This is a genomic window from Pararhizobium sp. LjRoot235 (assembly GCF_964254145.1).
Taxonomy (GTDB): Bacteria; Pseudomonadota; Alphaproteobacteria; order Rhizobiales; family Rhizobiaceae; genus Pararhizobium.
Genome location: NZ_CAXUSP020000001.1, coordinates 100,748 through 120,786, shown reverse-complemented (window position 1 = coordinate 120,786; position 20,039 = coordinate 100,748). Strand labels below are relative to the sequence as shown.

Here is a 20,039-nt window from a genome sequence, read left to right as displayed (position 1 = left end):
TCGGTCGGTTTTTGCCGAGGCGGAAGTCAAGGTTCGTGCAAGCCACTCTCGATAAACGGATTGGGCCACCGGAAGCCCTTCGCCCGTGCTGGCATGACACGGAGAGCGCAATGGCCATTGACCTTGAGAAACGTCCGCACCGCCAGCCCGACGATAAGTACGTAGTCGAGGGCCTCAACGAGCTCTTGATGCGTCGTACCGGCGACCTCGGTTTGCTCGATGGTTCGATCGCAAATTACCTTCGCCGAATTCACGTCGGAAAAATTCTGGCACTTTGGGAAGCGTTCCGCTTGGTTCAGGACATGCCCGGCCACATTGTGGAGCTGGGCGTTTTCAAGGGCCAATCCCTTATTCTCTTCGCCAAATTCATGGAGCTTATGAATCCGAACGATCGTTCATGTTCGGTCATCGGGTTCGATAACTTTGCCGGCTTTACCGGCCTTGACGAAAAGGACGGCGCGCCCGACGAGCGTGTCGGCAAGGTGACGGGCGGCTGGAGCTCGGCGAATTGGTACGAGGATCTTAAGACCCACATTCATCTTTTCGACTTCGACCGCTTCATCGGGCACAAGCCCCGGATACAGTTGATCGAAGGGGATATCTGCGAAACCGTCCCGAAATTCGCCGAAGAACGATCCGGCACCTGCATACGTCTGTTGAATCTCGATTGCGATATGTACAAACCGACCCTCGTTGGGTTGAAGCACCTTTACGACATGGTGCTGCCGGGGGGCGTGATCCTTCTCGACGAATTCGCGTTCGACGAGTTTCCGGGAGAGGCATCTGCGGTGCGTGATTTCTTCGGTTCGTCGATGCCGCGTATTCGGAAATTCCCTTTCTACAGCAATCCCGGCGGCTATATCATCAAGGAGTAAGTTCATGCCCTGTGGGGATGTCACGTTGCCTGGAGTAACCCCGTCTAACATCGGCGAACATCTCGATAAGTTCCGGCAGATATACGATGATGCGGGCGTCGTAATTCTGCCTGGCTTCTTCAGGGATGATCCGATTTTTCGCGCGTTCGAACGCGACCTGAAAAAGCTAACGACGGAACTCTGCGGCTGGGCAGGGTGCGCTACCGACAAGAGCCTTTGCCTCGATGAAATGGTCGGCCATCTCGCCCGCCATCGGCGGGACCTGGTTGGCAAGCTCTATGACATAGGGACGCGTCCGAACAAATTGCTGAGCGGCATGTCGCTGAAGTTGCACCCGGCATTGATCGCGATGACGTCCGCGGTGTTCGGCGATGCCGGCGTTCTCGCGACGCCGACCTTGTCGGATACCTTGCATATGTTTCCCCCGGGAAGCGACAGCTTCCGTTTCAATCTGCCGCTTCATCAGGATTATCCCTATCTGCTTCAAAGCCCGAACCAGATCACGTTCTGGATTTCCCTGAGCAGGCATTACGCAGATGTGGGGGGCATGAGTGTTTGGAAGGGCAGTCACAAACTCGGCATCCGGCCGCATGAGCGGGAACAGAGTGGTCACCTTGCAACGGTCGTCGATGACATCGATCTTTCGGCCTATGAGGAAATCCGCTGCGAAGCGGATCTCGGCGACCTTGTCGTGTTTCACACCAACATTCTGCATCGTTCCGAAAAAAACTATTCGGAAAATGACACCAGGATCGTGCAGCTTTTCCGTTTCTCGGATCTTTTCGATGAGGAAGCGCTTCGGATCAACTGGGTGAACGCGGACGTCAATCCAAAGGCGCCGAAGTTCGAGGAAGTCTATCCGGAAAAAATCCGTCAGGCCGTTTAGGCTTCAGGTGGACCGTGTAGTAACGCCGCCGGCCTTGGCTGATCTTGGGGGTATCGCCCCCTTTCTTTTCGATGCCGGATGGTTTATAGGCAGCGCCAGCATCAGACCCGATCAAGCGGACTTTTGCCTTCATGGCCGCAGCTAGACGACATCCCGGCTGCTGGCGACCCGAAATCCTAAATATTGAAAGGATGACACGATGTCGATCACTGCAGAGCGCAAGGCTGCGCTCATCAAGGAATACGCAACTGTTGAAGGCGACACCGGTTCTCCGGAAGTCCAGGTTGCCATCCTCACCGAGCGGATCAACAACCTGACCGAACACTTCAAGGGCCACAAGAAGGACAACCACTCGCGTCGTGGCCTTCTGGCAATGGTTTCCAGCCGCCGTTCGCTCCTCGACTACGTCAAGGGCAAGGACGAAGCGCGCTACACCAAGCTGATCACCGCTCTCGGCATTCGCCGCTAAGCCTTATCCCGGCGGGACCCTTCCAAGGAAGGATGCCCGCCGGTTCGTTTTTGCGGGGTTAATCCCGCCTTTTGCGCTTCCGGGCGAGCCGCTCTGGCTCCCGGCGAAGCGGACGCTCCAGCAGACCGGATGGGCCGGCTCTGCGGAACCAACCGATGACCTGTCATGGGGCAGGATTGCAGGATGCTTCGGCGCTTGCTCGTTTTTCCCGGCGCCCGAAGCCAATTGGCTTTCAGGAGCGGAACGACCGCCAGCCAGATTTTGGAAGCCTCCCGTTGTCTTGCCCGTGATGCGTCATTTTTGCGGACCGCCCGCGCCAGTTAGGCTGCGGCGCGGACCTGCCGCACACGAAGGACAAAACATGTTCGATACCCACACGGTAGAAATTGAATGGGCGGGCCGCCCGCTCAAGCTCGAAACCGGCAAGATCGCCCGTCAGGCTGACGGCGCCGTGCTTGCCACCTATGGCGAGACGGTTGTTCTCGCCACCGTCGTTTCGGCCAAGGCGCCGAAGCCGGGACAGGATTTCTTCCCGCTCACCGTCAACTACCAAGAGAAGACCTACGCCGCCGGCAAGATTCCGGGCGGCTACTTCAAGCGCGAAGGCCGTCCGTCGGAAAAGGAAACGCTGGTTTCCCGCCTGATCGACCGTCCGATCCGCCCGCTTTTCCCGGAAGGCTACAAGAACGACACCCAGGTGGTCGTCACCGTCGTCCAGCACGATCTGGAAAATGATCCGGACGTCCTGTCGATGGTTGCCGCTTCCGCAGCCCTGACGCTTTCCGGCATTCCCTTCATGGGCCCCGTCGGCGGCGCACGCGTCGGCTATATCAACGGCGAATATGTGCTCAACCCGCATCTCGACGAGATGGACGAATCGACCCTCGACCTCGTTGTCGCGGGCACGCAGGACGCCGTCCTGATGGTTGAATCGGAAGCCAAGGAACTGAACGAAGACGTCATGCTCGGCGCCGTGATGTTCGGCCACAAGGGCTTCCAGCCGGTCATCGACGCGATCATCAAGCTCGCCGAAGTTGCTGCCAAGGAGCCGCGCGACTTCCAGCCGGAAGACTATTCGGAACTCGAAGCCGAAATGCTTTCGATCGCCGAAGCCGAACTGCGCGTTGCCTACAAGAACACCCTGAAGGCTGAGCGCTACGCCGCCGTCGACGCCGTCAAGGCAAAGGTGAAGGCACACTTCTTGCCCGAGGGCGTTGAGCCTAAGTACACCGCCGAAGTCGTCGGCGCCGTCTTCAAGCACCTGCAGGCCAAGATCGTTCGCTGGAACATCCTCGACACCAAGAGCCGCATCGACGGCCGCGATCTCGAAACCGTCCGCCCGATCGTCTCGGAAGTCGGCATCCTGCCGCGCACCCACGGTTCGGCACTCTTCACCCGCGGTGAAACGCAGGCGATCGTCGTTGCCACCCTCGGCACCGGCGAAGACGAACAGTACGTCGACAGCCTGACCGGCATGTACAAAGAAAAGTTCATGCTGCACTACAACTTCCCGCCCTATTCGGTCGGTGAAACGGGCCGCATGGGCTCCCCGGGCCGCCGCGAAATCGGCCACGGCAAGCTCGCCTGGCGCGCGATCCGTCCGATGCTGCCGTCCGTGGACCAGTTCCCCTACACGCTGCGCGTTGTCTCCGAGATCACCGAATCCAACGGCTCGTCCTCGATGGCAACCGTTTGCGGCACCTCGCTCGCACTGATGGATGCCGGCGTTCCTTTGGCCAAGCCGGTTGCCGGTATTGCCATGGGCCTGATCCTCGAAGGTGAACGCTTCGCCGTTCTCTCCGACATCCTTGGCGACGAAGATCACCTCGGCGACATGGACTTCAAGGTCGCAGGCACCGCCGACGGCATCACCTCGCTGCAGATGGATATCAAGATCGCCGGTATCACCGAAGAGATCATGAAAGTCGCGCTCGGCCAGGCGCAGAGCGGCCGCAAGCACATCCTCGGCGAGATGGCCAGTGCCATCACCGAGGGTCGCAGCCAGCTCGGCGAGTTCGCACCGCGCATCGAAGTGATGAACATCCCGGTCGACAAGATCCGTGAGGTCATCGGTTCGGGCGGCAAGGTCATCCGCGAAATCGTCGAAAAGACCGGCGCCAAGGTCAACATCGAAGACGACGGCACGATCAAGATCGCTTCTTCGTCGGCCAAGGAAATCGAAGCCGCCCGCAAGTGGATCCATTCGATCGTTGCGGAGCCGGAAGTCGGCCAGATCTACGAAGGCACGGTCGTCAAGACCGCCGACTTCGGCGCTTTCGTCAACTTCTTCGGCCCGCGTGACGGTCTCGTGCACATCTCGCAGCTCGCTTCCGAGCGTGTTGCCAAGACCTCCGACGTCGTCAAGGAAGGCGACAAGGTCTGGGTCAAGCTGATGGGCTTCGATGAGCGCGGCAAGGTTCGCCTCTCCATGAAGGTTGTCGATCAGGCAACCGGCAAGGAACTCGCCAAGGGCGAAGGCGAAGCTGCTGAATAAGCGCTGCGCTTGAAAAGACTGCCATGGGCGCGGAGCGGATCGTTCCGCGCCCTTTCTTATGATCCCGCTAGGATGTTCCACCATGAGCCGCGACGCGCTGAAAACCCTTTTCCATCCCTTCGAGACCGGCGTTGTTCCCGCGCCCGGCGAAGGCGAGCGCGTGCTGTTCCTCGGCGCCGAGGCGGGTTACCGGTTGCCGGCGGATTTTGCCGCGTCGATTGCCGCAGTGCAGGGCTCAAGGCCGCTCTACAAGGCTCTGGAAGCCGCGAAGGTGCCGGTGACGCCGTTCGTCGAGGGCGAAGACTATGATGCCGCGCTCATCCTCTGCGGCAAGCACAAGGGCGAGAATGAGGACCGGATCGCCGAAGCGCTGAAGCGCACCAAGATCGGCGGCCTGATCGTCGTTGCCGGCGGCAAGGAAGACGGCATCCAGTCGTTGCGCAAGCGCGTCGCCCAACTCGGCTGGGGCGGCGACAGCCTGCCGAAATATCACGGCATCGCCTTCTGGTTCGGCCGTCCCGAAGATGCCGGCGACGTGATTGAGAAATTTGCCAAGAAGCCGGCGCGTGTCGAAGGCCGCTTCGATGCCGCACCCGGCATGTTCTCGCATGACCGGATCGACGCCGGCTCGGAATTGCTGGCCTCGCGGCTGCCTGACGACTTCAAGGGCCACGCCGCCGATTTCGGCGCCGGCTGGGGGTATCTTTCGGTGATGCTGGCGGATAAATCCCCTGGCCTGAAGGGTATCGATCTCTTCGAGGCCGACTATCACGCGCTGGAGGCGGCGCGGGCAAACCTCAAGGCCAATGCGCCCAACGTGCCGACCCGCTTCTATTGGCACGACCTCACCTCCGAGGAAACCCGCGACAAATACGACCTGATCGTCATGAACCCGCCGTTCCACGAGACTCAGGCCGCCGATCCGGCGCTTGGCATCGCGATGATCAAGGCGGCTGCCAAGGCACTGAAGATCGGCGGACGGCTGATGCTGGTTGCCAATCGCGGCCTGCCTTACGAGCCGGTGATGGCCGAGACCTTCAAGGAATGGGGTGAAACCTGCCGCAACGCCCGCTTCAAGGTGCTCTGGGGCAAGCGCTGAACCTCAACAGGAGGTATGCCCGTGCCGCTTCGCGGGTGCACTTTGCAGTTGCGTTCGCCCTGAAAAAGGTTCACGATTTTTTCCGCCGCGCCCCTTGCGCGTCCGACCGGACGCGCCGCGCGCGATGGAGCAAACAATGGGATTTGGACCTGCCCGCCCGCCCATCACGGAAGATGTCGCGGAAGTGATCGCAAAGGATATCAAGAGCGGTGAAGGCAAGGAACCCACCTCCGAGGTGCCCCTGGCGTTCCGGACCGGCCGCCGGCCGGCCGACCCGGAAAGCCTAGATCAGGCGCGCAAGCAGATGACGATGTTCGGCATCTTCGCTGTCGCGGTTCTGGCGGTCTTGCTCGCCGTCTGGTGGGCCGCCTGAGGATTCTAGACGCACTTGTCAATCGCAGGGTGAGAGCGATGGCACGCTCTGGGCCTGCCATCGCATCGTTCTCGTGAATTATGCTTTCAAAGCCCGCTCAAACAGCCGCGAAAGCCGCTCGGCGAAGGCGCGGGGGTCCTGCGGCTTGTCGCCGTCGAGAACGCGGGCCTGGTCGAGCAGAAGCTGGACGGCGTCGGTGCGGAATTCGTCGCTGGTGCCTGAAGCCAGTGCTGCGATCAGCCCGTGGCCGGGATTGATCTCGAGGATCGGCTTGGCGATCGCATCCAGCCTGCCGGCGCCCTGCAGCATCTTTTCCAGCTGACGGTCATAGGCCTGTTCCGGCGCGACGAGGCAGACGGCGCTTTCCGTCAGCCGGTCGGAAGCCCGCACATCCGATACCGCCTCGCCCAGCGCCGATTTGGCGAAGGCGATGAAATCGCTGACGGCTTGCGTCGCCTCCGGCGTCGTCGAAGCCCCGTCCTCCGTCTTCGGCACCTGGGCGAGGTCGGCGGCGCCTTGGGTGATCGACTTGAACGGTTTTCCCTCGAAGTCCGGAGCGGCCGTCGCCCAGAAGCTGTCGACGGAATCCGTCAGAAGCAGCACCTCGATACCGCGGGCACGAAAACCTTCGAGTTGCGGCGAAGCCTTCAGGCGGTCGAGATTATCGCCTGCCAGATAGTAGATCGCCGCCTGCGCATCCTTCATGTCCTTGACGTAGTCGGCGAGCGACCGCGTCGCTTCGTCCGAGGCTGTGCTGCGAAAGCGCGATAGCGCAAGAAGCTGCGCGCGGCGCTCGAAATCGTCATAGATACCTTCCTTCAGCACGCTGCCGAAGGCCTCCCAGAGCTTGGCAAAAGCAGTCTCGTCCCTCTCCTGAAGCTTCTCGATCGCGGTCAGCACGCGATTGGTCAGCCCCTTGCGAATCGCCGCGAGGATCGGGCTTTCCTGGATCATTTCGCGCGAGACGTTGAGCGGCAGGTCAGCGGTGTCGACGAGGCCGCGCACGAAACGCAGGTAGCGCGGCAGAAGCGCGGCGTCATCGGTGATGAACACGCGCTTGACGTAGAGCTTCATCCGGCCCTTGCCCTCGGGATCGAACAGGTCGAGGGGCTTCGATTCCGGCACGAAGGCAAGGCCGGTATATTCATGCCGCCCCTCGGCGCGGAAATGCACCGTCAGCGCCGGTTCGTCATAGTGGCCGGAAACGCCGCGATAGAAATCCGCGTATTCCTCCTTGGTGATCTCGTTCCTGGACTTCGTCCAGAGCGCCGAACCGTCGCCAATGCGCTCCGCTTCCGCGCCCGGCTTCTCGATCAGGTCGATCGGCACCGGGACGTGGCCGGACTGGTCCTTGACGATCCGCTGGACGCTCCACTTCGAGGTATAGCTCTTGGCATCCTCCATCAGATGCAGCGTGATGCGGGTGCCGCGCGCCGGCGCCTGCGCCAGATCAGCCTCGGCCACCGTGTAGCTGCCCTTGCCGTCGGACGACCAGAGCCAGGCATGGGCGCTGCCCGCACGGCGCGAGACGACATCGACCTTGTCCGCGACCATGAAGGCGGAATAGAAGCCGACGCCGAACTGGCCGATCAGCTGGGCGCCTTCACCGGCCCTTGCCGCCTCGACGCGCTCCATGAAGGCGCGGGTGCCGGACCGGGCAATCGTACCGAGCGCTTCGACGAGATCGTCGCGGTTCATGCCGATGCCATTGTCTTCCAAGGTCACTGTGTTTTTGTCCACGTCCAGCGTCAGCGTAATGCGCGACGCCGGATCGTCGGAGAGGAGTTCGGGCGCGGCGATCGCCTCGTAGCGCAGCTTTTCGCAGGCATCGGCAGCGTTGGATATCAGCTCTCGCAGGAACACATCCTTGTCGGAATAGACGGAATGCACCATAAGATGCAGCAGGCGCGCGACGTCGGCCTCAAAAACATGGTTTTCGACGGGTTTTTCTTGAGCGTTGCTCATGCTTGTCATGCCTCATCTTGTATTGTGGAATTCTTGCGCGCTCTGAACTGGCAAGGAATCGGGCAAAATTCAAGAGGGCAAGAGGTGCGCGCAGTCTGCGAACCGCCCGCACCGGGACGGCCAGCCCGGAGATTACTCCGTGTCCGCCTTGCGCAATGTGTCCAGCGCCGGCATCGAGGTGATGTTGTAACCGGAATCAACATAGTGGATCTCGCCGGTCACGCCGCGCGACAGACCGGACAGCAGGTAGAGCGCCGAGTTGCCGACATCCTCGATCGTCACGCTGCGGCGCATCGGCGAGTTCTTCTGCTGCCACGAGAGCATGGCGCGCGCATCGGAAATCCCAGCGCCGGCGAGTGTGCGGATCGGGCCGGCCGAGATGGCGTTGACCCGGATACCGCGCGCGCCATAGTCGGCTGCGAGATAGCGCACGGATGCTTCAAGCGCCGCCTTGGCGACGCCCATGACGTTGTAGTTCGGCATGACGCGCACGGAGCCGCCATAGGTCAGCGTTAGCATCGCACCGCCTTCCGTCATCAGTTCGGCAGCGCGCCTGGCGATCTCGGTAAACGAGAAGCAGGAGATGACCATGGTGCGGCTGAAATTGTCCCGCGTCGTATCGGCGTAGAGACCCTTGAGCTCGTTCTTGTCGGAAAAGCCGATGGCATGGACGACGAAGTCGAGCGTGCCCCATTTTTCCTTTAGCGCGTCGATGACGGCATCGACGGAGGCGATGTCCTCGACGTCACAGGGCAAAAGGAACTCGGAGTTCAGTTCAGCTGCCAGCGGCTTGACCCGCTTGCCAAGCGCTTCGCCCTGATAGGTGAAGGCGAGCTCTGCACCCTCGGCTGCCAGCGCCTTGGCGATGCCCCAGGCGATCGAGTGGCTGTTCGCAACACCCATGATGAGGCCGCGTTTTCCGTTCATCAGACCGGTCATGGTTTTATCCGTTGTAGCGCTGGAAAACGAGCGTCGCGTTGGTGCCGCCAAAGCCGAAGGAGTTGGAAAGCGCAATGTCGATTTTGGCGTTGTCGATGCGCTTGCGCACAATCGGCACGCCGTCGAATTCCGGATCGAGCTCGGTGATGTGAGCGCTTTCGCCGATGAAACCGGCCTGCATCATCAGCAACGAATAGATCGATTCCTGCACGCCGGCAGCACCCAGCGAGTGGCCGGTCAGCGACTTGGTCGACTGGATATGCGGGATCTCGCTCCCGAAGACTTCGCGGATAGCACCGATCTCCTTCGAGTCACCCACCGGCGTCGAGGTGCCGTGGGTGTTGACGTAGTCGACCTCGCCCTTCACCGTGGCGAGCGCCTGGCGCATGCAGCGGACCGCACCTTCGCCGGACGGGGCCACCATGTCGTACCCGTCGGAGGTTGCACCGTAGCCGGTGATCTCGGCATATATCTTGGCGCCGCGGGCCTTGGCGTGCTCCAGTTCTTCGAGAACCAGAACGCCGGCGCCGCCGGCGATGACGAAGCCGTCGCGGGAAACGTCATAGGCGCGCGAGGCGGAGGAGGGCGTGTCGTTGTACTTGGAGGACATCGCGCCCATGGCGTCGAACAGGTTGGACATGGTCCAGTCGAGGTCCTCGTGGCCGCCGGCGAACATCACGTCCTGCTTGCCCCACTGGATCATTTCCGCAGCGTTGCCGATGCAATGCGCCGAGGTCGAGCAGGCCGATGAAATCGAATAGTTGACGCCGTGGATCTTGAACCAGGTGGCAAGGGTCGCCGATGCCGTCGACGACATCGCCTTCGGCACTGCAAACGGGCCGATGCGCTTGGGCGAGTTGTTCTTCAGCGTGATTTCCGCCGCTTCGATCAGCGTGCGGGTCGAGGGACCGCCCGAACCCATGATGATGCCGGTGCGCTCGTTGCCGCCGATATCCTTGTCTTCGAGGCCCGAGTCGGCGATCGCCTGCTTCATGGCAACGTGGTTCCACGTGCCGCCCTGTGACAGGAAACGGGCAGCGCGGCGGTCGACAAGATCGGTCGTGTCGATATTGGGCGCCCCCCAGACCTGGCATTTGAAGCCGTGTTCGGCGAAATCATTCGAAAACGAAATGCCCGATTTTGCCTCGCGCAGTGACGCGGTGACCTCCTGCGCATCGTTCCCGATGGAGGAAACAATGCCCAGACCCGTGACAACAACCCGTCTCATGTCGATGACCTCTTCTTATTTGTCTCTGAGTGCGGCGTGGCCGCGGTTCAGGCAGCCTTTTCCTTCGACAGACCGACGCGAAGGTCGCTTGCCTGGTATATGATCTCTCCGTCGGCCTTTAGCCAGCCATCGGCCGTGCCAAGAACAAGGCGGCCACGCATGACGCGCTTGAAGTCGATGCCATACTCGATGAGCTTGGTATCCGGGCGGACCATGCCCTTGAACTTCACTTCACCGGTGGAAAGCGCCATGCCGCGACCTTGCTCGCCAAGCCAGCCGAGGAAGAAGCCCGTCAGCTGCCACATGCCATCAAGGCCAAGGCAGCCCGGCATGATCGGATTGCCTTGGAAATGGCAGGGGAAATACCAATCATCGGGATGGACGTCGTACTCGGCGCGGATATAACCCTTGTCGAATAGACCTCCGGTTTCGGAGATGTCCGTGATGCGATGAACCATCAGCATCGGCGGCAGGGGAAGCTGGGCATTGCCCGGGCCAAATAGTTCGCCACGACCGCAGGTCAGGATCTCTTCATAGTTGAAGCTGGATTGTCTGGTCGTCATGAACTGTCGTTTCCCCGCTGCATCCGTTTTTCGTTGACTTGGTTTAGAGCAAGACAGGCACAATTTGAAGCGTCGGCATGACGGTTCCCAGTTGTGTCGCATCTCCCTGCCCGGTCAAGCACAAGGTCTATTTCCGCCGTCGCATACATGATGGGGACTGCAACAGCCAGAGATAATTGGCCTTTGCCCCAAGATTCAGGCTGTTTTTCATGGCTTGGCCGGCTTGGACCCTTGCTTACTATTGAAAGCATTCGCAGCAAAAGTTATATCGGCACAGGGAATATGTTATGCAATAGCTTCGAAAATCTGGACCCGTCCGTATGACGACTGCCATCGAGATCCGTTCGGAAGAACGCCTGCGCCGCTCCGGCCTCAGGCCGACGCGTCAGCGCGTGGCGCTTGCAGACCTGATCTTTGCCAAGGGCGACCGTCATCTGACGGTGGAAGAACTGCATGAGGAAGCCGTAGCCGCGGGCGTGCCGGTATCGCTGGCGACGGTTTACAACACCCTGCACCAGTTCACCGAGGCGGGCATGATCCGCGTTCTCGCCGTCGAGAGCGCCAAGACCTATTTCGACACCAACGTGTCCGACCACCACCATTTCTTTGTCGAGGGCCACAACGAAGTGCTCGACATCCCGGTCAACAGCATCACGATCGACAACCTCCCCGCGCCGCCGGAAGGCATGGAAATCGCCCATGTCGACGTGGTGATCCGCCTTCGCCGCAAGCGCGACTGAGTTCTTTCCTACATGACATCGTCGGGATGGCGACCGGGGCGGGGATCGCCGATCGGCAAGGTCCATCCGTATTTCAAGGCCCCGCCCCGCACCGCAAAGGCCGTCAGGACGCCTAGGCTCGACGCGATGAGCAGCGATGTGCCGAAGTAGGTAGCGGCGGTAAAGACGCCGGCCCCGGCAAGTGCTGCCGTCACATAGATCTCGGGGCGCAGCAGCACCGACGGCTCGCCTGCGAGCAGATCGCGCAGGATGCCGCCGAAGGTCGCCGTCAGCATGCCGGTGACCAGCGCCACGATCGGCGAGCCGGTCGCCGAGAGCCCCTTGGCCGCGCCCATGACGCAATAGGCCGAAAGCCCGATGGCGTCGAGCCAGACCAGAAACTTGTAACGTGACTCCATCCTGCGAGCGGAGAAAAAGACCAGGAGGCCGGCGCAGCTGCAGACGACCAGATAGATGGGATTTGTGACCCAGAAGACGGGCGTAGCACCGAGAACAACATCGCGCAGCGTGCCGCCGCCGATGCCGGTCACGGAGGCGAGAAAGATATAGCCGATGATGTCGAGCTGCTTGCGCGAGGCGGAAAGCGCCCCGGTCGCCGCAAACACCGCCACCCCGGCATAGTCGAGAATTTCCAGGATTGGCATGTTCCCCCCCGCCAGAAAACCGAGAAGGACCACAACGGGGATGTCGCGTCAACGGCATGCATTATCGCGGGAAAAGCACATGCGTTCTGCCGCTGAGGTAATAGGCGATCAGTCCGGTCCATTCGCGCGTCGCAGTCGTCGTCAATTGCGCATTCAGCGATGGCTGGCTGAAATCCGGGGCAAGGGAAAGCTGCCCGCTGGTGCGATAATCCACCGGCCAGGGCGTGACCGGAATGCCGAGCTTGCGGAACAAGCCTACCGACCGCGGCATGTGGAAGGCCGAGGTGATCAGGACGCAATCCGAAAGTCCGTTTTTCTCGAGCAGCGCCCTGGTGTTGTCGGCATTCTCGAAAGTGGTTCGCGACTGGCTGTCTCGAATGATCCGGTCCGGTGCAATGCCGAAAGTGGAAAAGAAGGCCATGGAGGTCTCGGCGTCGCCCTGATATTTGCCGCTGAACGAACCGTCGCCGCCCGAGACCAGGATTTTCGCCGCAGGATAAGCCTGGGCCAGCTTCAGCCCCGCGACGAAACGGTCGGCCGCCTGATTGAATTCCATGCCGCCACGCCCGGCGATCACCTCGTTCTCGAAGGCGCCACCCAGGATGATGATGCAGGAGAGATCGGCGGGCAGGCTTGCGGACCGGACAATGCGGTTCTCCAACACCTGCAGCATCACCGCACCACAAGTGGTGAACAGCGTCAAAAACAACAGGGTCGCGGCAAGCCCGGAGAAGAACCTGCGTAGTCGTTGGAGACCCACGCCACCGAAAACATAGCTCAGGATCAAAAGCAGGAAGATCAGCGAGAGCGGCTGCGCCAACAGCCAGAAGACTTTCGAGACGAGAAACATCCGGTGCCTGTAGTTCGCTGCGTTGCGGGGACTGCAGGCTAGAGAGAACGACGGTCAAACGCAAACGTCCGGCGGTCGATTTGCCGAACGGCGCGCATCGCAACCATTGCTGTTTTGCCAAACGACGCGAGGGGAGGCGCGCCCGGTCTAGCGCGCAGTCCGTGTCAGGTCCGCCCGAAAGTGGCGGTTGATGCCGTTGGAGCATTGACCGCCTTCTTGCGCCGAAGATAAATCAGCGCCGCGGCCAAAAGGATGCCAAGTGCGATAACGATGATCGCCAGCACCGGCCGATAGGCGATCCAGGCGATGGCGATGACCAGCGGCCCAAGGAGCAGTGTCAGGATAGCGGCGATGATCGATGTGCCGAAGCCGACGATCGAGCCGACAAAGGGAATGACGTCGGCGATGATGCCGAGGATCGACAGCATGATGACGAAGCCGATGAACATGCCGAGCAGGCCGCCGAAACGAATGAGCCAGGTGATCAGCGTGTTCTCGCTCTGGGCCGCCTCGAACATGTCCGGTGCGCCGACGCTCCCGGCAGCGCTCAGGAATAGGTGACGGCCATTGGAGGCTTTGTATCCGGCGATCGTCGTGCCCTGCTGCGCGCCGACGAAGCTGGCCTCGGAGATGTCCTCGCGGCTGAAGCTGATGCGCAGATCACCGATCGCCGGGCTCAGGCGGTTCTGCGAGACATAGATCGTCGCACCCTCCGCCTTGACCGGCTTGTCGGACCCGAGAGCCGAGGCCACCCGATCGATGACATCGGCAGAGAGCTTGACGGGGCTGTCCGTGCCAAGATTGGCAACGGCCTTGCCGTCCACCGTGAACGCGCCGAGCGTCGCGGTCGCAACGGTGAAGCGCTCACCCTCTATCGGCATTTCGGGGTTCTGGTGCTGGTCGGCCTGTTTGAAATCGGAGGAATCCACCCGGCGCGAGCGCCATTCTTTCTTATAGGTGTAGGTGGTGACGGTTTCCTCGCCACCGCCAAGCGTCTTCTGGGTCTCGCTCTTGCTGTCCTCGATCCATTGATACATCTCGACCTTGCGTTTGAGGCCGGCCGCACCCTCCGCCACGACGCCGAGCGCCGGATCCTCGGGCGCGCCGTCCGGCTTCACCGGTCCGGAAATATGCACGAGCTTGCCTTCATTGGCCGGATCGGCAGTGCCGCTGTCGACCGAAACGACGATGCCGGCACCCTCTGTAAGCGCGCGATAGGTCTGCACCGAGCGGCCCTCGTTCCACGATAGCAGCCAAATCATCCCGAGCACCAGAAGCGGGCCAAGGACGAGGCCGATCAGCCCGTTCTTCAGCCGTGAAAACCATGAGGTCGTCGTCGTTTCCGTAAAGCTCATTTCCTATCCCCTCTTATGACCATCTGTGCGACGGCTGGCCTGGCGCACTTATTCGCTCCTCAGGTGCTATCAGGAAATCAGTAAAATTAAATATAGCGTTCGCTGTCGGGCTGAACATTCTTCGGTCTTCGCAAGATTTCCTGACATTTGCCCTTTCGCACTTTGTTCAAAGCCGGACGCAAGTTATCTTGCGGCGACAGGCATTTCGGGAGGAGGGCGGCATGGCGGCGACAAACGATATTTTGGAGACGGGAACATACGTTGGGCGCCTCTGGAGGCCGGATGTCTCCGGGCCTTCCGTGGTGGTGCTGCGCGGAGGTGATCTCTACGACATCACCTCGAAGGAAGTGCCAACGATGCGCGACCTGCTCGAACGCGATGACCCGGTTGCGTTTCTCCTGCAGCAGGAGGGCGAGCATCTCGCGTCGTTGGAAGTCGTGATGGGCAACTCGGTAGAGGCTGCCGGCGATCTCTCGTCGATGCATCTCCTGGCACCCTGTGACCTGCAGGCGGTCAAGGCTTGCGGCGTCACCTTCGCGCGGTCGATGCTTGAGCGGGTCATCGAGGAAAAGGCTGCCGGAAACCCGGCCTTGGCCGAAAAGATGCGCGAGCGCGTGACCGCCATCATCGGCGATAGCCTGCGCGACCTGAAGGCAGGCTCGTCGGAAGCGGCGAAGGTGAAGGCGGCGCTGATCGAAGAAGGCGTCTGGTCGCAATATCTCGAAGTCGGCATTGGTCCGGATGCCGAGATCTTTTCCAAGGCGCAGGTCCTGGCCTCCGTCGGCTGGGGCGCCTCCGTCGGCCTGCACCCGATTTCCCGTTGGAACAATCCGGAGCCGGAAATCGTGCTGGCCGTCGACAGCCAGGGCCGCGTCAAGGGCGCCACCCTCGGCAATGACGTCAATCTGCGTGATGTCGAGGGTCGCTCGGCGCTGCTGCTGGGCAAGGCAAAGGACAACAACGCATCGTCCGCCATCGGCCCGTTCATCCGCCTGTTCGACGCCACCTATTCGATCGACGACGTGCGCAATGCCGATCTGTCGCTGACGATCAGCGGCCCGGACGGATTTGTGCTGAGGGGATCAAGCACCATGCGGGAAATCAGCCGCGATCCGCTCGACCTGGTCTCCCAGACGATCGGCCGTCACCATCAATATCCCGATGGTTTCATGCTGTTCATGGGCACACTGTTTGCGCCCGTCGAGGATCGCGATGCGCCGGGGCAGGGCTTCACCCACAAGATCGGTGACATCGTGACGATCTCGAATGGCCATCTCGGCTCGCTGACCAATACCGTGCGCCTCGCGACGGAATGCCCGCCATGGACTTTCGGCCCCTCGGCGTTGATGCGCAATCTTGTAGCGAGGGATCTCATCTACAGCGCCGCGCGTCATATATGACGCGCAAAGGACGCTGTACTTTAAAACTGCTGCATAATTTTATCCTTAAATCGATACCGATTTAAGGGATTATGCAGTAGCGAAGCCCATCCGCGAGCCTGCCAGCGGCGCCCATACGCGGAGCGTGATGGGAGCCGCTGATGTTGGACAGATTACTCGGCAGAATCGTCTCCACCGCCGTCGTCACTGTCACCGGCATCATCGCCGTCGCCGTCATCCGATGCGTCATCGGGGGCGTCATCGGAAGCATCATCCGCATCTGCGGCGGCATCATCTGCATCGCCGTCATCGGCATCGTCATTGGCGTCCGCCTCGGCATCACCCGCGGCATCTTCCTCCGTGCCGTCGTCAAGGTCGGCCTCCGCCGTCTCCTCGACCTCCTCGTAAGTGACCTCTTCGCTTTCCTCGTAGCTTACCTCGGTGTACTCCTCGGTGACGGATATTTCTTCGACCGTCAGTTCGTAGGACGCCTCGTAGACGGTCTCTTCGACTACATATCCGTATTCATAAGTCAGATCGACGAAGTGGCTGCCACCGGTGCCCCGCGCCTTGGCCGTGGCGCCCGGTGCGAGGACCAGAACTTTCAAACCGACGATTTCGGCACTGTAGCCGTCGATGGCAAGAATGGCCGTGGTGCCGTCATCGGTGACCTTGACGAAATACACTTGTCCCTTGCGATGGACGCCATCGATCTTGAACCCCTTTTTCTCCAGCGCCGTAGTAAGGAAGTGAGCGGAGCGCATTTTATGGCCGCCGGCCGCATAGGCGGTCCCGACGTTCGGAAAGGCTGCTGCCGAAAGGTGCAGCAGGACTGCTGCGACACACAGCGAAGCTTTCAGTTTCATGATGAATCCTGTTACGATGAGCGCCCGAAGGTTGCGACGGCGCAGATGATCTATTGGGCAACCGACTTCAGTATCTGCGCAAAAACTAAATTTAGAGGAAAAGACGGCCGGCTAATCGCGCGATAACAAGACCAATTTGGGGGCATCACGTATTCGACCACCTATGTCCGGAGAAGCCGACGGTACGCGATAGTCGCGGCACCGTTCGACAATCCGCGGCGTCGACAGCATGGTACCGGTCGCTGGCCGGCCAACGATCGGATGCGAACGGGAGGAGCAAGCACTTTCCCCGTCCCTTGATGGTCCTCTCCGCTCAGTTCACCGACCAGCGGGTTGGATCGGCCGATGCAACGCTGAGGAAGCGGTAACCGGTCTGGTTGCGCTTGACGATCGTCTTGCGCAAGTTGTCGAGGGCAAATTCCCCGGCGGAGGTTTTGACCAGCAGGATCGCGTGACCCTCGCCACGCGGTGTGCGTACCACGGCGACGCGCAGCGCGCTGGAGGGAACGCCGGCACCGATGAGACGACTGCGTTTGGTCATGACGTAGTCATCGCAATCGCCGAAGCGCGGGTTGAGCGACCAGACGTCGCGGCGCTCGTTCAGCGGACGGATGCTGCGGTTGACAGAACGGTTGACCGAGGCCAGCAGCCCGCGGATCTTCGAGGTGTAAGCGACCTGCGACTTGGAACTCTTGGTACATTCCTCGATATGATCGAGGCAGTAAAGGGAAAATGCGATCGGCGCGACCGATGTCTGGCGATGCACCTTCACGGCGCCGCGCGCCGAGCCGAGATTGATGGCATAGGCCGAAGACATGCTGGTGGCGCCAAGAGCTGCGATGGTCGCCAATGCGATGACTGCTTTCTTGAACATGATTCCTGTCCCTGTTGTCCGTAGCCTTCTGTCCAAGGCTTCTTGTTGGACCGAAATCATTTCGGTTCAGGCGGAGGGCGCATCATGCTGCGAAGCGGAACACATCCGTTTCGTCCATCTGTATCATGACGATACATGAGAACGTTTTTCGGCCCGCTTAAGTGGAAAGATACAATTTTACCGGTTTCGATTTTTTGCGCGGCAAGCCATACCGCATGGCCGTTTCCAGGCATAAAAAGGGGCGCGTCGCGCCCCTTCGATCAGCACATATCCGGTATCTATTCGGTGTAGTAGCCGGAATAGCTGTAGTTGCCCGACATCTTGGTGCGGTCCTGCTGGTTGAGCAGGGTGACGATGCCGGCATCCGGGTTCTTGTTCTCCTTGAGCGCGGCGACGGCCCGCTTGGCGCTCGACTGCGGCGTGCTGGCCCATTTGATGACGAAGACGACCATGTCGGCATGACGGGAAAGATAGAGACCGTCCACGACCGGTTCGACCGGCGGGGTGTCGAGAATGACGTAATCGAAATGCTTGCGGGCACTGGCGAGAATCCGGCCCATTTTCTCGCTCATCACCAGTTCGTCCGTGGCGATGTCGCTGCGCCGTCCGCCGAGCAGCACCGTCAGGTTGGAGAGCGGATCGCGCATGATCAGTGAGGTCAGCGTCGCCGTACTGCGATCCTGGCGCAGATAGTCGATGAAATCATGGTTCGGTTCGAGATTGAGATGCTTGTTGACGCTCGGCTTGCGCAGGTCGCAATCGATTAGCAGCGTCCGCTTGCCGGTCAGCGCATAGGCGCGGGCGAGAGACAGCGCCATCGTCGACTTTCCTTCCGCCGGAAGCGCGGAGGAGACCATGATGATCTTACCGTCGTCACCATCCTGCCGCTTGGGCGCCGAATTCTTCCTTTCCTGCTGGTCGAGCGTCAGCCGAAGGCGCCGCACACTTTCGCTGAAGAGCGACAGCGGTGATGTCACCATGAGATCGGCCAGGCTGGAGGTCGGGCTCGCCAGCTTGTGATGATCATCCGTCGCCTGGCGCGGGGCGATGGCCGACAGCGGCACTTTCAGCACAGCTTCGATCTGGTTTTCACTGACGAAGCCGCCGATGAAATATTCGCGCAGAATGGCAAGACCGATGCCGAGGCCGATCGAAACAATGAGTGCCAGTCCCAGGATCACCTTGCTGTTGGGGAACGAGGGCAGGGTCGGCGTCAGCGCGGCCGAAACCACGCGGCTGTCGGGCAGCTGCAGCGAAGCCTGCGCATCGAGCTCCTGCAGGCGGGCCAGAAGGGTCTGGTACTGATTGCGGGCGATCTCGGAGGATTGCTGCAGGCTGTAGATTTCGGTCAACACTTCCGGCGGCAGGTTGCTCTGCAGAACCGCGCTGCGGATCTTCTGGCGAACCTCGTTTGCCCGCTGCTGGTGAGTATTGACCGTCTGCTGCAGGTTGTTGACTTCCTGAGATGCAGCATTGGCCAGCGATTTGTCGACCTTGGCGAGTTCTTCGCGCAGGCTGATGGCCTCAGTGCTGCTGTCGCCGGCCGCGGCGATCCGCGTTGCGAGGCCTTCGCGCTGGCGCTGTAATTCGTTGAGAGCGTCCAATCCAACCTGCGTCACCAGCGTCGAGAAATCCCGTGCTTGCAGCGACTTCTGTAGCGATTCGATCCGGCTGAGCTCGTCCGCCCGATCCTGGTTGACTTTCTCAAGTTCGGTGCGAAGCGTAGTCAGCCCCAGTGAATTGGCCTGTTTCTCCAGGCGGTCGATATTGCTGGTAATATAGGAATCGAAGTTCTTTTCGTTTTCGACGATTGCCGCGTTGGCAGCCTCCGCCTGCTTCTGGATCGTATCGCGTTTGGTAAGGGTCGCTGACACCTTCGCGTTGATTTGGTCCCGGATATAGGTTTCGCTCATCGAATTGGCGAGCTTCGCCGCCTTTGCTGGGTCCTTGGAAATCACGCCGACCGTGATTAGATAGGTCAGGCCACTGCGGCCGACGGTGATGGCCGACTTGAACGAGGCCAGGACGCGCGACAGGGCCTCCTCGCCGGTAGGGGCCGGCGGGAGCGGAATACGCAGCCAGCGGAGGATCCGGTCTTTCAGCGAAACCGCGATGCCGAACTCGCTGTCGGAGACGAGGTTGTTTTCGCTGACGACGTCGAGAAGGATACGATCGGACTTGAGAATGCCGACTTCGCTTTCGACGCGCGAGTTGTCGGCGTTGGGATTGGAAAGAATATTGTCGGAATTAAGAAGATTTTTTGTGCTTGTGTCGACAAGAACAAGGGATGTCGCCGTGTACTTTGGCGTGAGGGAATAGGTAAATACAATTGCTAGGACGAGTATAGCGGCAATTGTGGATAAGATCAGCCAAAGTTGTCGGCGTATCAACCCTAGAATGCCTTTGAGGTCAATTTCTGCATCCATTTGCACACAACCAT

18 protein-coding genes are annotated in these 20,039 nt (G+C 60.6%); 8 read left to right on the top strand and 10 right to left on the bottom strand.

All coding sequences use genetic code 11. The features are described 5' to 3' along the window. Positions 1 to 110: 110 nt before the first annotated feature. From ACSQ2Z_RS00605 to ACSQ2Z_RS00580, 6 genes are all read left to right on the top strand, one after another. Positions 111 to 875 carry a TylF/MycF/NovP-related O-methyltransferase gene (locus tag ACSQ2Z_RS00605; protein WP_436079424.1) on the top strand — a complete coding sequence of 255 codons (765 nt, stop codon included), beginning with the start codon at positions 111 to 113 and terminating at the stop codon, positions 873 to 875. A gap of 4 nt (positions 876 to 879) precedes the next feature. Beyond that, the gene (locus tag ACSQ2Z_RS00600) at positions 880 to 1,761 is read left to right on the top strand and encodes a phytanoyl-CoA dioxygenase family protein (RefSeq protein WP_436079423.1); all 882 of its coding nucleotides are present in this window, start codon (positions 880 to 882) and stop codon (positions 1,759 to 1,761) included. A 199-nt stretch (positions 1,762 to 1,960) separates the two neighbouring features. After that, the gene (gene rpsO / locus ACSQ2Z_RS00595; RefSeq protein WP_018323646.1) at positions 1,961 to 2,230 is read left to right on the top strand and encodes a 30S ribosomal protein S15; all 270 of its coding nucleotides are present in this window, start codon (positions 1,961 to 1,963) and stop codon (positions 2,228 to 2,230) included. A gap of 361 nt (positions 2,231 to 2,591) precedes the next feature. Then, on the top strand, positions 2,592 to 4,724 hold the full coding sequence (gene pnp, locus ACSQ2Z_RS00590; RefSeq protein WP_436079422.1) for a polyribonucleotide nucleotidyltransferase: 2,133 nt from the start codon (positions 2,592 to 2,594) through the stop codon (positions 4,722 to 4,724). An 82-nt stretch (positions 4,725 to 4,806) separates the two neighbouring features. Next, positions 4,807 to 5,823: a class I SAM-dependent methyltransferase gene (locus ACSQ2Z_RS00585; protein WP_436079421.1), complete on the top strand. Its 1,017-nt coding sequence runs from the start codon at positions 4,807 to 4,809 to the stop codon at positions 5,821 to 5,823. 136 nt (positions 5,824 to 5,959) lie between these two features. Next, the gene (locus ACSQ2Z_RS00580; protein ID WP_436079420.1) at positions 5,960 to 6,196 is read left to right on the top strand and encodes a hypothetical protein; all 237 of its coding nucleotides are present in this window, start codon (positions 5,960 to 5,962) and stop codon (positions 6,194 to 6,196) included. Between the two features lie 78 nt (positions 6,197 to 6,274). Here ACSQ2Z_RS00580 and htpG read toward each other — a convergent pair whose 3' ends face one another. The 4 genes from htpG to fabA all read right to left on the bottom strand — a co-directional run bounded on the left by htpG (position 6,275) and on the right by fabA (position 10,891). Continuing rightward, positions 6,275 to 8,161 carry a molecular chaperone HtpG gene (gene htpG / locus ACSQ2Z_RS00575; RefSeq protein WP_436079419.1) on the bottom strand — a complete coding sequence of 629 codons (1,887 nt, stop codon included), beginning with the start codon at positions 8,159 to 8,161 and terminating at the stop codon, positions 6,275 to 6,277. Between the two features lie 132 nt (positions 8,162 to 8,293). Then, positions 8,294 to 9,100, bottom strand: coding sequence for an enoyl-ACP reductase FabI (gene fabI / locus ACSQ2Z_RS00570; RefSeq protein WP_436079418.1), 807 nt, complete (start codon positions 9,098 to 9,100; stop codon positions 8,294 to 8,296). A gap of 4 nt (positions 9,101 to 9,104) precedes the next feature. Beyond that, on the bottom strand, positions 9,105 to 10,328 hold the full coding sequence (gene fabB, locus ACSQ2Z_RS00565) for a beta-ketoacyl-ACP synthase I (protein WP_436079417.1): 1,224 nt from the start codon (positions 10,326 to 10,328) through the stop codon (positions 9,105 to 9,107). A gap of 47 nt (positions 10,329 to 10,375) precedes the next feature. Next, positions 10,376 to 10,891: a 3-hydroxyacyl-[acyl-carrier-protein] dehydratase FabA gene (gene fabA, locus ACSQ2Z_RS00560; RefSeq protein ID WP_436079416.1), complete on the bottom strand. Its 516-nt coding sequence runs from the start codon at positions 10,889 to 10,891 to the stop codon at positions 10,376 to 10,378. A gap of 320 nt (positions 10,892 to 11,211) precedes the next feature. Here fabA and irrA point away from each other — a divergent pair, with 320 nt between their 5' ends. Next, positions 11,212 to 11,631 carry an iron response transcriptional regulator IrrA gene (gene irrA, locus ACSQ2Z_RS00555; protein ID WP_436079415.1) on the top strand — a complete coding sequence of 140 codons (420 nt, stop codon included), beginning with the start codon at positions 11,212 to 11,214 and terminating at the stop codon, positions 11,629 to 11,631. Positions 11,632 to 11,639: 8 nt separating this feature from the next. Here irrA and ACSQ2Z_RS00550 read toward each other — a convergent pair whose 3' ends face one another. The 3 genes from ACSQ2Z_RS00550 to ACSQ2Z_RS00540 form a co-directional block, all read right to left on the bottom strand. Further along, a complete protein-coding gene (locus tag ACSQ2Z_RS00550; RefSeq protein WP_436079414.1) occupies positions 11,640 to 12,275 on the bottom strand; it encodes a trimeric intracellular cation channel family protein in 636 nt (211 codons plus the stop codon). A 61-nt stretch (positions 12,276 to 12,336) separates the two neighbouring features. Beyond that, positions 12,337 to 13,125 carry a YdcF family protein gene (locus ACSQ2Z_RS00545; protein WP_436079413.1) on the bottom strand — a complete coding sequence of 263 codons (789 nt, stop codon included), beginning with the start codon at positions 13,123 to 13,125 and terminating at the stop codon, positions 12,337 to 12,339. A gap of 164 nt (positions 13,126 to 13,289) precedes the next feature. Then, positions 13,290 to 14,480: a TMEM43 family protein gene (locus tag ACSQ2Z_RS00540; protein ID WP_436079412.1), complete on the bottom strand. Its 1,191-nt coding sequence runs from the start codon at positions 14,478 to 14,480 to the stop codon at positions 13,290 to 13,292. A gap of 221 nt (positions 14,481 to 14,701) precedes the next feature. Here ACSQ2Z_RS00540 and ACSQ2Z_RS00535 point away from each other — a divergent pair, with 221 nt between their 5' ends. After that, complete coding sequence (locus ACSQ2Z_RS00535) at positions 14,702 to 15,880, top strand: fumarylacetoacetate hydrolase family protein (RefSeq protein WP_436079411.1); 1,179 nt, start codon at positions 14,702 to 14,704, stop codon at positions 15,878 to 15,880. Between the two features lie 152 nt (positions 15,881 to 16,032). On the opposite strand, the gene ACSQ2Z_RS00530 is transcribed toward ACSQ2Z_RS00535, so the two are convergent. From ACSQ2Z_RS00530 to ACSQ2Z_RS00520, 3 genes are all read right to left on the bottom strand, one after another. Beyond that, the gene (locus ACSQ2Z_RS00530; protein WP_436079410.1) at positions 16,033 to 16,725 is read right to left on the bottom strand and encodes a hypothetical protein; all 693 of its coding nucleotides are present in this window, start codon (positions 16,723 to 16,725) and stop codon (positions 16,033 to 16,035) included. A 313-nt stretch (positions 16,726 to 17,038) separates the two neighbouring features. Beyond that, positions 17,039 to 17,599: a transglutaminase-like cysteine peptidase gene (locus ACSQ2Z_RS00525; RefSeq protein ID WP_436079409.1), complete on the bottom strand. Its 561-nt coding sequence runs from the start codon at positions 17,597 to 17,599 to the stop codon at positions 17,039 to 17,041. A 278-nt stretch (positions 17,600 to 17,877) separates the two neighbouring features. Beyond that, positions 17,878 to 20,025, bottom strand: a complete 2,148-nt coding sequence (locus tag ACSQ2Z_RS00520) for a GumC family protein (protein ID WP_436079408.1) — start codon at positions 20,023 to 20,025, stop codon at positions 17,878 to 17,880. Positions 20,026 to 20,039 lie beyond the last annotated feature (14 nt).

What these genes read in the sequence shown, in the direction of transcription:
- ACSQ2Z_RS00605 (WP_436079424.1), top strand. Translation starts at nt 111, where the DNA reads ATGGCCATTGACCTTGAGAAACGTCCGCACCGCCAGCCCGACGATAAG.
- ACSQ2Z_RS00600 (WP_436079423.1), top strand. Translation starts at nt 880, where the DNA reads ATGCCCTGTGGGGATGTCACGTTGCCTGGAGTAACCCCGTCTAACATC.
- rpsO (WP_018323646.1), top strand. Translation starts at nt 1,961, where the DNA reads ATGTCGATCACTGCAGAGCGCAAGGCTGCGCTCATCAAGGAATACGCA.
- pnp (WP_436079422.1), top strand. Translation starts at nt 2,592, where the DNA reads ATGTTCGATACCCACACGGTAGAAATTGAATGGGCGGGCCGCCCGCTC.
- ACSQ2Z_RS00585 (WP_436079421.1), top strand. Translation starts at nt 4,807, where the DNA reads ATGAGCCGCGACGCGCTGAAAACCCTTTTCCATCCCTTCGAGACCGGC.
- ACSQ2Z_RS00580 (WP_436079420.1), top strand. Translation starts at nt 5,960, where the DNA reads ATGGGATTTGGACCTGCCCGCCCGCCCATCACGGAAGATGTCGCGGAA.
- htpG (WP_436079419.1), bottom strand. Translation starts at nt 8,161, where the DNA reads ATGAGCAACGCTCAAGAAAAACCCGTCGAAAACCATGTTTTTGAGGCC.
- fabI (WP_436079418.1), bottom strand. Translation starts at nt 9,100, where the DNA reads ATGACCGGTCTGATGAACGGAAAACGCGGCCTCATCATGGGTGTTGCG.
- fabB (WP_436079417.1), bottom strand. Translation starts at nt 10,328, where the DNA reads ATGAGACGGGTTGTTGTCACGGGTCTGGGCATTGTTTCCTCCATCGGG.
- fabA (WP_436079416.1), bottom strand. Translation starts at nt 10,891, where the DNA reads ATGACGACCAGACAATCCAGCTTCAACTATGAAGAGATCCTGACCTGC.
- irrA (WP_436079415.1), top strand. Translation starts at nt 11,212, where the DNA reads ATGACGACTGCCATCGAGATCCGTTCGGAAGAACGCCTGCGCCGCTCC.
- ACSQ2Z_RS00550 (WP_436079414.1), bottom strand. Translation starts at nt 12,275, where the DNA reads ATGCCAATCCTGGAAATTCTCGACTATGCCGGGGTGGCGGTGTTTGCG.
- ACSQ2Z_RS00545 (WP_436079413.1), bottom strand. Translation starts at nt 13,125, where the DNA reads ATGTTTCTCGTCTCGAAAGTCTTCTGGCTGTTGGCGCAGCCGCTCTCG.
- ACSQ2Z_RS00540 (WP_436079412.1), bottom strand. Translation starts at nt 14,480, where the DNA reads ATGAGCTTTACGGAAACGACGACGACCTCATGGTTTTCACGGCTGAAG.
- ACSQ2Z_RS00535 (WP_436079411.1), top strand. Translation starts at nt 14,702, where the DNA reads ATGGCGGCGACAAACGATATTTTGGAGACGGGAACATACGTTGGGCGC.
- ACSQ2Z_RS00530 (WP_436079410.1), bottom strand. Translation starts at nt 16,725, where the DNA reads ATGAAACTGAAAGCTTCGCTGTGTGTCGCAGCAGTCCTGCTGCACCTT.
- ACSQ2Z_RS00525 (WP_436079409.1), bottom strand. Translation starts at nt 17,599, where the DNA reads ATGTTCAAGAAAGCAGTCATCGCATTGGCGACCATCGCAGCTCTTGGC.
- ACSQ2Z_RS00520 (WP_436079408.1), bottom strand. Translation starts at nt 20,025, where the DNA reads ATGGATGCAGAAATTGACCTCAAAGGCATTCTAGGGTTGATACGCCGA.